Genomic DNA, 10,899 nt, shown 5'->3' on the forward strand with positions numbered 1-10,899 from the left:
TTTTCAGTGTGGTGCGGTGTGGTGGTGAGCGCCGGTCAGACCGAGCGCAAATGGGCGATGGAAGCGGGATCGGCCGACTCCGTAGAGGTCGTGGCGGGGCAGCCCGGCATCGGAATGAACCCCGTTACTTCGAGGCCGTAACCCGACATGCTGCCGAGCTTGCGGGGGTTCGACAGCACTTGCATCTTGCCCACGCCCAGTTCACGCAGGATCTGGGCACCGATGCCGTAGGTCTTGAAATCGACCGGTCGGCGCTTGAGCTCGGCCGCTTTGTCCTTGCGGTCGAACGCCTGGAATACATCGACGAGATGTTCTTTCGTATCGCCGCAATTGAGCAACACGATCGCACCCAGATCGCGCGAGGCGATTTCCTTCATGGCGGCGTCGAGCGTCCAGGAGTGCGTGGACGAGTCCACTTCGAGCAGATCCAGCACCGACAGCGGTTCATGCACGCGCACCGGCGTTTCGCGTTCCGGCGACGGTTGCCCGCGCACCAGCGCGATATGCGGCGAACCGCTCGGCTGGTCGCGATACAGCACGGCGCGAAACGCGCCATGCGCCGTCTGCATGGTGCGTTCGGCGACGCGCTCGACGATCGATTCCGTGCGCGAGCGGTAGTGAATCAGGTCGGCGATCGTACCGATCTTGATGCCGTGCAGTTCGGCGAATTCGATTAGATCGGGCAGCCGCGCCATTTCGCCGTCGTCGCGAATCACTTCGCAGATCACCGACGCCGGCGTCAAACCCGCCATGGCGGTGAGATCGCAGCCCGCTTCCGTGTGTCCTGCGCGCACCAGCACGCCGCCCGGTTGCGCCATGATCGGAAAGACGTGGCCTGGCTGGACGATATGCTCGGCTTTCGCGTCGTGCGCAACGGCCGCCTGAATGGTGCGGGCACGGTCCGCAGCCGAGATGCCGGTGGTCACGCCCTCGGCGGCCTCGATGCTGATCGTGAATGCCGTGCCGTACTGCGTGCCGTTTCGCTGCGTCATCAGCGGCAGGTTCAACTGGCGGCAACGGTCCGGCGTGAGCGTGAGGCAGATCAGTCCACGGCCGTAGCGCGCCATGAAATTGATCGCTTCCGGCGTCACGAAGTCGGCGGCGATGACGAGATCGCCCTCGTTTTCGCGGTCTTCTTCGTCGACGAGGATCACCATCCGGCCGGCTTTCAGCTCGGCGATGATCTCTGGGGTGGAGGCGAGCGTCATTGCGGTGGTCGTTCGGTTCGGGAAAGGGCGTATTTTACGCCACCGCTGATGGCAAGTCGCTGGATTTGCCGGTTTTGGGCTGGCGTTGGCCATCCGGCCGGGTATTGGCGGATCAACAGGCGGTAGGTCGCGCCTTGGTCGCTTAGTCGGGGGAGAAGCGGATCTGCGAGAAATGCGTTGCGCTCGATCTGATCCGTTACTTGCGCAACGCGGTCAAGTCGTCAGCCATACGGCTCAAATTTGACTCGGGCAACCGCGGCATGGGCAGGTGAGCCTGCGCCATGAGGAGGAACAGATCCTCGTCGTTATCGATACCCAGCGCTTGCATCGCATGGTTGTCGTCAATGTTGCCGAGCGAAAAATCGAGCAGGGCGCGGAAATTGGGGCAAGCCATTTACCCCGTGTCCTTTTCGCGATTGGGTTCTATATAATAGATATTATATAGAACGGAGGGTGTCATGCTCACATTCAAGGTCACAACAGTCGGGGCTTCGGCCGGCTTCATTCTTACCAAGGAAGCGATGGCACGGCTCAAGGTACAGAAGGGCGATACGGTGTATCTGACCGAGGCACCTGAAGGTGGCTATCGGATTACGCCGTACAACCCGGATTTTGAACGCCAAATGAAACTTGCAGAAGAGATCATGCACGATGATCGCAATATCCTGCGCGCGTTGGCCAAATGACGGCATGGCGGTGGGTTCGCCCGGATCTGACCTATGCCGTGCATGACCGCCAGCTTGCCGAGCATGGCGGGCTCGATGGCGTTCGTGACAAGGGGACAGTGGAGTCTGCACTGGCGCGGCCCCAGAACCTCGACGTGTATGCAAATGCGGACGCAGCGGCGCTGGCCGCCGCGTGTGCCTACGGACTGGCTCGGAATCATGGTTTCGCGGACGGCAACAAGCGCACCGCCTGGGTCGTTGCGCGTCTCTTTCTCGCTGACAACGGCTATCGGTTGAAGTTTGAGCCCGCTGACGCGGTCAGGACCATGGAAATGGTTGCTGCTGGCGCGCTAGAAGAAGCTGCGCTCAGGGAGTGGTTCCGGCAGCGGATCGCCGAGTAAGTCGGCGACGATTAAACCCAAACTCGGCACGGCTCAACGAGTTACGAGCGTCCGATAGGCGACCCTGTCGATAGAATCCGCTCCACATACGGGGCATCGGTGACTTCTGCTTGCGGATATCGCGCCTATTCGGGGCTCACGTAGGTATCGCCGACCATCAGGTGCACGATTTCATCGCCACTGGTTTGCTGGACCTGCCGCTCGCCGGCCACCTCGCCGCGCCGCAGCACGACAATCCGATCGGCGATTGCGAAGATGTCGTGCAGGTTGTGCGAGATCAGGAGTACGGAGACGCCCTGGGCCTTCAACACCGTAATCAACTCCATTACCTTGCGCTGCTCGGGCACGCCCAGCGCGGCGGTGGGCTCATCCATGACGAGCACCCGGGCGTTCCAGTAAATGGCCCGGCCAATTGCAATGGCCTGCCGCTGTCCGCCTGAGAGCATCTTCACCGGACCACCGAGCTTGCGCTCGGGAATCACGATGTCGAGGCGCTTCAGCACCTCGCGCGCGACCTGCGCCATGCGGGGCCGGTCGATGACCTGGAAGCCGAGTTGCCGGCGTGTCGGTTCTCGTCCCAGGAAGATATTGCTGCCAACGTCCAGGTTGTCGGCCAGCGCGAGGTCCTGGTAGATCGTCTCGATCCCCTGGGCGCGCGCGTCCTGCGGATCGCGCAATTGCAACGGCGCGCCGTCGAACAGCAGTTCACCCTGGTCGGCCCGGTAGACGCCTGAAATGATCTTGATCAACGTCGACTTGCCCGCACCGTTGTCGCCGGCGAGCGCCAGCACTTCGCCCGGCAGCAACTGCAACGACACGTGCTTGAGCGCCTCCACGCCGCCAAAGCGGATTGAGACGTCGCGCACCTCCAGGATCGGCGTGATCATTGGGCGCCTCCGAGACGGTCCTTGTATTGATCGATCAGTACCGACAGGATGATGACGATGCCCACCACGATGAATTGCCAGAACGCGTTGACGTCGACGAACACCAGTCCGAACTGGATCACAGCGATGATCAGCGCGCCGATCAGCGTCCCGACGACATTGCCGGTCCCGCCGAACAGGCTCGCGCCACCGATCACCACAGCGGCGATCGAATCGAGCAGCATCGGCTCGCCGGCGTTGGCGGCCCCCGCGGCGAAACGCGCCGTATAGATGATCCCGCCGACCGCGGCGAACGCGGCGGCGATCAGATACACCACGAGCAGGTGGCGTTTGACGTTGATGCCGGCTCGCATCGCTGACTGGGGGTTGCCGCCGATCGCATAGGTGTATTGACCAAAGCGTGTCTTCGAGAGCAGGAGATGCATGATCACTAGCAGCACCCCAGTCAGCACCACCGGCGTCCAGCCGGCGCCGAGCCAGGCAAGACCGGCGTTGTCCACTGAGACAGTCATGCCGCTGCCGGCCGCGAGAAAGCCTGCACCCCGCGCAACGCCGTACATGCCGAGCGTGCCGATAAAGGCTGGCACGCCAAGCCACGCGATCAGCACGCCATTGACTAACCCGGGAATCAGGCAGACCACGATGGTGAGTGGGATGGACACGATCAGGATCCACGGCGAGCCGCTGCCGAACAGCGTGAACTGTGCGACACAGACGGCCGCTAGTCCCATCACGAAACCCGCGGACAGGTCGATACCGGCCGTGATGATCACGAAGGTCTGGCCGATGGCCAGCAGCAGCGGAGCGGCGGCGGCAAGACCAATCGATTGCAAGTTGTAGGCGTTAAAAAGAAACGACCGATGAGCCGAGATCTGCGCGTACACCTCGAAAAAGACGAGCAGGGCGGCCAGGAACAGCCACGGCCATAGTTTGGTAATCAGCGCGATCTTGTCGAGACGCGAGTTATCCATGGAGTCTTCCGCGTTTATCAGGAGCAAAACCTGCGTGCGCGGCAGCGCACGCGGTGGGGCCGATCTATGACTTCAGCCGGCCTGCTTTGGCTAGTTCGAATAGATGTATTGCTGCATGTCGGGCTTGTCGATATTGTTTTTATCGAGAACCTCGAAACCCGTGCTCTTGAGGGTGGGGATCTTCTTGCCGTGAATGACGTCGGCGGCGTACTTGACGCCGTAGTAGCCTATTTCGTCCGGGCGCTGTGCAATCGCGATATCGACCAGGCCGCTCTTAATTTGCTTGTCGATGCCTGGCACCGCATCGAATACGACCACCTTGACGACGCCTTGTTTGCCCGCCGCCTTGACGCCTTGGGCCGCGCCGCTGCCGGAGAAGGTGTTGGCGCCGAACACGCCGGCGAGATTCGGATTGCGCGCCAATACCGCAGCTACGTGAGCAGCGGCCTGGTTGGCGTCGTCCTCGTTGTACAGCGTTTGCAGCACGGTGATGTTCGGGTGCTTCTTCATCTCCTCCATGAAGCCTTCAGCACGCGCGTCGGTGCTCGATATGCCCGGCTTGTTGTTCTCGCAATAGACCGTGCCCTTGTCGCCGATGGCTTTGGCAAGCGCGCGTGCCGCGACTCGGCCGCCTTCGAGATTGTCCGAAGCAATATAAGAAAGCGGGAAGTCTGCATCGCCCTTGCCCGTCTGATAATGTCCATCGCCGATGTAGGTGTCGACGGTAATGACCTTGATGCCGGCCTCGACGGCTTCCTTCAGCGGTCCAATCAGCTGTTGCTTATCGACTGGCGAAATCAGCAGTACGTCAGGATGTTTGGCGATAAACGCCTTGAGGATCGGCACTTGCTCACTGGTGTTCCACGCTTTGGGAACCTGGAACAGCAACTCGACTTTCTCTTCCTTGGCGGCTCGTTCCGCGCCGCGATGCATTGTGAAGTAGAACGGATCAACCACACCGGGAAGGAGTGCAACCACCGGATGGGCGGCATCCGCCTGCGCAAGTCCAGACAGGGAAAAAAGGATGATTGTTGAGGCGGCAACCATACAGCGGGAAACGAAACGCTTCATTTTGTCTTCCTCCAGTTGAGTCCGACTTGCGACGCCCGACTTGTTTTACACGCTCCATGGCGACGGCAATCGGCTGTCGGCAGTATAGGCGCGAGCGGTGTCAGTGGCCATTGGAATGACAACGCTAGTTGCGGTGCAACTGATAGCGCGGCGGCTGTGTGGTGTTTAGTGATTTCGCTAAATATTCTGGCGGCGCCCACGGCGATCATCGCCACCGGTTTCTTGCTCGCCGCTATGAACTGCATAAGGCGATGACACATCACGACGGTCACTTGCCTGATCACGCCATTGCGGCGCATGGACCCGATGGGCACCCGGGCGAGCGTCCCGGCGGCACGCAGATGAACCACGCCACGCTCGCGCGACGGTTGCTCTTGCCTGGATATCGGCAGCGCACACGCACGATCGTCGCCTGCATACGTGCCCGCGAACGACATACGTTGCGACTACAGCTTGAAGGACGAGCAGGCGGTGTCCATCTTGGTTATCCCTTCACAAGGACACTGGGAGGCAGTCGTGTGGCAACACTAGGTTCGGCGACATTGCTCTGCACTCGCCGCGAAACCACGTCCTCGATCAGCGTGCGCCCTGCTGGCTATCATGCGACGTCGACAGAATCCGCTCCACATATCGCGCGATTGTGATTCGGTCGGGACAGCATTGTTCCGCAAGGCAGCTATGCCGACAAGCGGCTGGTATACCGTCACGCGGCGCGGTCTGTCGCTAGATGCTGGTAAGCGGGGATGAATAAGCGCTCCGAATATAAAAGGGACGAGGGCAGGGTGTGGCTATCCACTAAACCCTGCGCCGGATGGCTCTCGTCAACCCCGTTCACGTGACGCGTGGTTCGGGTTCGGCCAGATAGGGCCGGCTGACTAAAGTCCCAAAGTTTTATACCGTTAACAGTGGAGTGCAATGAAAACGGAGAAAACGTGAAAAAGGGAATTTTTTTCGCTATGGGTGTTGTAGTCATAGGAGCTGTCGGATTCATTTACTACGTACCGCCACCGACACCGACAATGAATGTGGTAGAGAAGGACGCAGAGATGAAAGACGTCGCCCGTTGCGGAGGGCTTGGCATTGACGATCGCGTTGGCCTTAACCTCGCATCCGAAAAAGATAAACATGGCGGAACGCTATCGTCCCAGAGAGCTTCTGAAATTCGTGTCGAAGCGATAACGAAAGGACTTTCAACTGGTGACCAGCAGACATACCAAACGTATGTTCAATGCATATTGGAGTTAGATAAACGTCGTTCTTCGGAAGTCGAATCCACGGAGAGAGTAGGGCAACCATTCCTAAAAGTGCAGTTGAAGCGCCCATCTTCGGAACCGAATCACGCCGAGTTCAGCGTGGAAAATGATGGCGAGGAGCTGTCCGAACTTGCCGTACGACCCATCGCCTTTCTCTACGTTGGCGAGCTGCATTTGATTGATTTACGCAAACCGGAGCCTCAATACCAACCGCCACTCCACAACGTCTATATTCCTGTAGTCGACGCATTTGAACCGTTCGAGGAATTTCCTGGTCAGTACAAAGGCAAACTATTTAAGACGCTGACAATCGACGAGAAGGCGTTCAATGACAGAGTCGAAGCGTTCGCGAATTCCGACGGAAAAAATCTGAATACGTATATGCTTTACTTCGCAGTAGTCGACTACAAAGACAAGTTTGGAACACGGCACCGGAAAGTCTTCGATATCACGGCTGAGCAACACGAGCTCGACGAAAGCACTGGACAGCGTCTCGTTGCTACCTACGAATCGTCGGTCGAACGCCGAGTTTATGTCGACGGCTATCGAATGAAAGCGTCGGATCTCTCAAAGATCTGGCCAAGCGCCGCGAAGCCCATGAGCGCTAGCACGCCTTGGGGTACGAAGGCTTAACAAAGCCCCTCGTTGCACAGTTTGCGTACCAACGTACGTCGTCTCCACTCGCGAGACGGCATTGACGCCTGGTGCCGAGTGTGTCCAAAAACTGGCCCTGAACAGGCCTTTGCGAGCGAGGACTGCCCACCGTCAATTGCATTCGGTCTCCCTGTCGCTCGAAACCGAACATTTCACAGGTCAATCCAAATTTTTCTGGGCACTTGTGAGCGTCGACACAACGACACCACGTTTGGCTTCGTCACAGATCTACGTGGGAGCGAGCACATCCGCGTGATAGGCGAAGCGCAGTAAGAAAAAAACGCCGATGCGCGGTGCAGCATCGGCGTTTTCATAGGTGGGTCGGTGCAGCCTCATTTCTGAGGCAGGGAAAGCAAGTTGTCGGTCTTGCGACCGTCGGCGACCGTCTGGACATACTTGATGCGCCCGTTGCTGTGGACATGAACCCAAGCCCCCTGAAGTTGAGGATTCCGGTCAGGGCACCACACCGAGGCGTTCCCGTTCTTCTCGATGTAAGCCACCATCTCCTCCCGGGTGCAAACACCGCTTTCGAGCACCTTACCCGATTGCTCGACGCGATCCCACCAGAGATGGCTGATGTGCTCGTGTGCTGCGCCGCTTGCCATCCGACGCGCGGTACATTTAATGGTCGTTGCCATACTTAAAGTCCTTATGAAGTGCGCCAGTGGTTAAAAGTTCGGTGTAGGCGCACTTTTAGTATCTGACTATAGAACCCTCTTGTCAAGCACAAAAGATGCGCTTACTCTGAACTTCTGAAGTCCGGAGATAGATCGTGGCAACTGTTATTGGCGAAAAAATTCGAGCGCAAAGAAAGCTACTGAAGCTGACGTTGGATCAACTTGCAGAAAAGACAGGGTCAAGTAAGAGTTACATCTGGGAGTTGGAGAACCGACCCATGGTGCGGCCGTCCGCGGAGAAGATTGCTCGGATTGCGGAAGTGTTTGGCGTCACTGTCGAATTCCTACTAGACGACGAGAAACGGGACCCCTCAAGCGCTGACGCAGACCAAGTCTTCTTTAGACGTGTGTCGCAACTCGACGCGACGAAACGGGCTCAATTGGAAAGATTTTTGAAGGCAATTGACGATGAGTGACCCGACATCACCGATCGGCTGGGGCATCCAACTGGCGAAGCTATGGACTTCCAGTGGCCAAACTTTTCCAGTTAGAGTGAAGGAAATCGCGCTTGAGGTCACGAAGGCTAGGTTCCCTGAGCCAGTAGGAAGCGTGATGCCGCATGGAATCTCCGGGATCGACGGCATGCTGTCGAAACGCCAGAGAAAGCAAGACTGGTGCATCTCGTATGACGAAACTGTAACTGTGCCGGGACGGATCAATTTCACGATCGCGCATGAACTCGGACACTTTCTGCTACATCGACAACAGCGCGACACGTTTCAATGCGGGCAGCTACAGATGATCGAGTACGACAGTCCTGAGTCACGGCGTATAGAGGCGCAAGCCAATACTTTTGCGTCGTACTTGCTCATGCCGAGGAATGATTTCGAAGCACAGGTAGTCGGGTATGAACTGTCATTTGAACTGCTAGGTCACTGCGCTAAACGCTATGAAACGTCCTTAACGGCCACGGCATTGAAGTGGCTTGAGTTCACGACAGAAGCCGCAATGCTTGTTGTTGCTGACCATGATGAATTCATTTGCTGGACTTATTGCAGTCAGGCAGCAAGGCGCATTGGGGCCTACAAGCCGCCAGGAGAGATGCTTCCTGCAGGCGTTGTCGAGCAAATTAGAAGCAAGGCGTTAGATGCACGAAAATTTCGACGTGTGGCACCTGGCGTTTGGCACCCGTCCGAAGAAGCCATCGAGTCGGTCATTGTGTCTGACCAGTTTGAGCAGATGATTTTCTTGGTCAGGTTTCCCTTTGCGTTATCGGTCGATCACGAAGAGGAACCTGAGTCAGACGCGTTCAGCGTTCTCGCAGAGAAAATTCAAGGGCTGCGCTAGACGTGGTGGACAAACCTTTACTGCTGAAGGCTCCGGAAAGACGCGTCATACTGACTATTCGGGGAGGAGTTCGTGAGTCACAACTTCGAGCGCTTGCGGGAGCATAACCTCACGCGATCGTCGTTTAGAGGGTGATTTGAATGTCGAGAAAAAACGTTTGAGCGACAGCTTCTCCGGAACGGAAGAAATCGCGATACGCGGCGGCCTTACCTTACGTTTGTCGGCATCGCATCGCCTGTAACGCCAGCCCCGTGCTGTAGTGCTGCCAACGCTCTGGCGATACCAAGCGGAATCAGCTCAGGGTACTGTGCCAAGATTATTTCGACTATGGAGGTTTTCAGTCCGTTGCTACGCTTGTGAAAAGATCTGAGCATTGGAAAAGCGTTAATCACCAGCTCCTCCAAATCGTGACCGCGGACAAGTAGCAGCCACTGAGGGATTGAGACAGATAGCCCCGAGCAGTAACCTACCTCTACTCTGGCGCCGCTGTCGAGATAAGCTTGGTTTCCAAGCTGAAGCACCTTAGCGCATTCGCGGACACACGCGGCAAATTTCTCCTTCTCTTCCCTGCTGGCAGACGCGGCCGGGGTCTGCATTTTGTTCAAAGCGTCTAACAGCAACTCACTAATCTCATCAGCTATCTCCGAAAGAGTTTCAGGGTTCGCGTCAGTGAAAGTGCGAGAGGCCTTCACACCGGCAATTTCAGGCACATATTGAAGATGAAGAAGGAAGGCAGCCAGTACGATCGGATCGAACACGAAGTTTTCAATACTGTAACGTTCGCCTCGGCCGACAATCTCGACTCTTTCCAGTTTCCTATCTTTCCTGTCCCAGTCGATAAGCCCGGTAACAAACGGGTTGTTCTTGAGCGCTTCTACCACCGTCACCACTTGATCGCAACTTCCCGACCCTCCACTACCTGACGCTACGAACGAGAGTGACACGTCGGATCGAATGCCAAGGTCTACATCCTTCGGCCTGTAGCTTCGCAGGATGGCGTAGAGCGACGCATAGAGTGATGCGTCGTACTGGCTTTCGACAAAAACCTGCCGATTGTTCTCAGCAATGACGCTGAGCGCTGGCACTCCGCTTAGCAGACCCGCCAGCGCCGCGGCGCGCGAAACCTTCTGAGGTGCACCGATGCCCGGTTCGGTTAGTAGATAGAGCGAACCTTCGGGAGCTATGGCAACCGTCGTCGGAGAATGCGTCGTCAGTACTATCCGACAGCCATTAGCCGCAATCGACACTAACACTCTAAAAAAGCGTTTGACAAAGTCGGGATGAAGGTGCGCGTCTGGCTCGTCCAGCAAGATCAAACCATATCTTGAAGCTCCAAGCTGAGTCGAGTATTCGAGGAAAAGTAACGCACATAGCGCCTTCTCACCGGAGGACAAGGAGTTCGGAGAAACTAGCTGTCCTGTCCTCGAATCCTTGAAGCGCAGCACATGGTCTCTGTCTTCAGTAAAAACGCTCGCGGCACGCAAGAGAGGCGCTTCACAACGAAGGTGAATCCCTGCCTCATTGAAGATCTTATCCAATCTCTCCCAAGGTGGCTCATTGAGAAGTTGATCCGCCTCCTGAGGAGTCTTCCCAGAACACACGAGATTCGCATGTAAAAGCGCGTGCGAGAAAAAGAGCATCGCCAAATTAGGACTTCGGCCCGATAGCGAACCGTGTGCAATCACGGAAGCTGTCAATCGTGATCGAAACTCGGCGAGACTTGGACGTTTCACATCTTTGCGATCCGGACGTTCTGTAAAGGGAACGTTGAACCCGTCATATAGCGGCCGTAGCGATCGCCAGGCGGCCCTGTTCAAGCCGTTAC

12 protein-coding genes are annotated in these 10,899 nt (G+C 57.2%); 5 read left to right on the forward strand and 7 right to left on the reverse strand.

Features of this window, described 5'->3' with window-relative positions; translation table 11 throughout:
* Window positions 1–35: 35 nt before the first annotated feature.
* Window positions 36–1,208, reverse strand: coding sequence for a bifunctional 3,4-dihydroxy-2-butanone-4-phosphate synthase/GTP cyclohydrolase II (ribBA, locus tag EOS_RS31890; protein WP_047896194.1), 1,173 nt, complete (start codon window positions 1,206–1,208; stop codon window positions 36–38).
* Window positions 1,209–1,404: 196 nt separating this feature from the next.
* Window positions 1,405–1,602, reverse strand: coding sequence for a hypothetical protein (locus EOS_RS31895; protein ID WP_047896195.1), 198 nt, complete (start codon window positions 1,600–1,602; stop codon window positions 1,405–1,407).
* A gap of 64 nt (window positions 1,603–1,666) precedes the next feature.
* Here EOS_RS31895 and EOS_RS31900 point away from each other — a divergent pair, with 64 nt between their 5' ends.
* Window positions 1,667–1,894, forward strand: a complete 228-nt coding sequence (locus tag EOS_RS31900) for an AbrB/MazE/SpoVT family DNA-binding domain-containing protein (RefSeq protein ID WP_047896196.1) — start codon at window positions 1,667–1,669, stop codon at window positions 1,892–1,894.
* Window positions 1,891–2,274: a type II toxin-antitoxin system death-on-curing family toxin gene (locus EOS_RS31905; protein ID WP_047896197.1), complete on the forward strand. Its 384-nt coding sequence runs from the start codon at window positions 1,891–1,893 to the stop codon at window positions 2,272–2,274. The genes EOS_RS31900 and EOS_RS31905 overlap by 4 nt, the downstream gene beginning before the upstream one ends.
* A gap of 125 nt (window positions 2,275–2,399) precedes the next feature.
* Here EOS_RS31905 and EOS_RS31910 read toward each other — a convergent pair whose 3' ends face one another.
* From EOS_RS31910 to EOS_RS31920, 3 genes are all read right to left on the reverse strand, one after another.
* Entirely contained in the window at window positions 2,400–3,161 is a 762-nt protein-coding gene (locus EOS_RS31910; RefSeq protein ID WP_047896198.1) for an ATP-binding cassette domain-containing protein, read from the reverse strand.
* A complete protein-coding gene (locus EOS_RS31915; protein WP_047896199.1) occupies window positions 3,158–4,132 on the reverse strand; it encodes an ABC transporter permease subunit in 975 nt (324 codons plus the stop codon). The genes EOS_RS31910 and EOS_RS31915 overlap by 4 nt, the downstream gene beginning before the upstream one ends.
* A 90-nt stretch (window positions 4,133–4,222) precedes the next feature.
* Window positions 4,223–5,203, reverse strand: a complete 981-nt coding sequence (locus EOS_RS31920) for an ABC transporter substrate-binding protein (RefSeq protein ID WP_047896200.1) — start codon at window positions 5,201–5,203, stop codon at window positions 4,223–4,225.
* 932 nt (window positions 5,204–6,135) lie between these two features.
* Here EOS_RS31920 and EOS_RS46530 point away from each other — a divergent pair.
* Window positions 6,136–7,089, forward strand: a complete 954-nt coding sequence (locus EOS_RS46530; RefSeq protein WP_152693201.1) for a hypothetical protein — start codon at window positions 6,136–6,138, stop codon at window positions 7,087–7,089.
* Between the two features lie 353 nt (window positions 7,090–7,442).
* On the opposite strand, the gene EOS_RS31935 is transcribed toward EOS_RS46530, so the two are convergent.
* Entirely contained in the window at window positions 7,443–7,748 is a 306-nt protein-coding gene (locus tag EOS_RS31935; RefSeq protein WP_047896203.1) for a DUF3892 domain-containing protein, read from the reverse strand.
* Window positions 7,749–7,882: 134 nt separating this feature from the next.
* On the opposite strand from EOS_RS31935, the gene EOS_RS31940 reads away from it, so the two are divergent.
* Together EOS_RS31940 and EOS_RS31945 are read left to right on the forward strand one after the other, a co-directional pair.
* Window positions 7,883–8,203, forward strand: coding sequence for a helix-turn-helix domain-containing protein (locus EOS_RS31940; protein ID WP_047896204.1), 321 nt, complete (start codon window positions 7,883–7,885; stop codon window positions 8,201–8,203).
* Complete coding sequence (locus EOS_RS31945; RefSeq protein WP_047896205.1) at window positions 8,196–9,074, forward strand: ImmA/IrrE family metallo-endopeptidase; 879 nt, start codon at window positions 8,196–8,198, stop codon at window positions 9,072–9,074. Before EOS_RS31940 ends, EOS_RS31945 begins: the two co-directional genes overlap by 8 nt.
* Before the next feature lie 206 nt (window positions 9,075–9,280).
* Here EOS_RS31945 and EOS_RS31950 read toward each other — a convergent pair.
* Window positions 9,281–10,899: ATP-binding protein (locus EOS_RS31950; protein WP_235443025.1), on the reverse strand; the 1,619-nt coding region annotated here is incomplete at its 5' end.

Source organism: Caballeronia mineralivorans PML1(12), from assembly GCF_001028175.1.
Classification (GTDB): domain Bacteria; phylum Pseudomonadota; class Gammaproteobacteria; order Burkholderiales; family Burkholderiaceae; genus Caballeronia; species Caballeronia mineralivorans.

What these genes read in the sequence shown, in the direction of transcription:
- ribBA (WP_047896194.1), bottom strand. Translation starts at nt 1,208, where the DNA reads ATGACGCTCGCCTCCACCCCAGAGATCATCGCCGAGCTGAAAGCCGGC.
- EOS_RS31895 (WP_047896195.1), bottom strand. Translation starts at nt 1,602, where the DNA reads ATGGCTTGCCCCAATTTCCGCGCCCTGCTCGATTTTTCGCTCGGCAAC.
- EOS_RS31900 (WP_047896196.1), top strand. Translation starts at nt 1,667, where the DNA reads ATGCTCACATTCAAGGTCACAACAGTCGGGGCTTCGGCCGGCTTCATT.
- EOS_RS31905 (WP_047896197.1), top strand. Translation starts at nt 1,891, where the DNA reads ATGACGGCATGGCGGTGGGTTCGCCCGGATCTGACCTATGCCGTGCAT.
- EOS_RS31910 (WP_047896198.1), bottom strand. Translation starts at nt 3,161, where the DNA reads ATGATCACGCCGATCCTGGAGGTGCGCGACGTCTCAATCCGCTTTGGC.
- EOS_RS31915 (WP_047896199.1), bottom strand. Translation starts at nt 4,132, where the DNA reads ATGGATAACTCGCGTCTCGACAAGATCGCGCTGATTACCAAACTATGG.
- EOS_RS31920 (WP_047896200.1), bottom strand. Translation starts at nt 5,203, where the DNA reads ATGAAGCGTTTCGTTTCCCGCTGTATGGTTGCCGCCTCAACAATCATC.
- EOS_RS31935 (WP_047896203.1), bottom strand. Translation starts at nt 7,748, where the DNA reads ATGGCAACGACCATTAAATGTACCGCGCGTCGGATGGCAAGCGGCGCA.
- EOS_RS31945 (WP_047896205.1), top strand. Translation starts at nt 8,196, where the DNA reads ATGAGTGACCCGACATCACCGATCGGCTGGGGCATCCAACTGGCGAAG.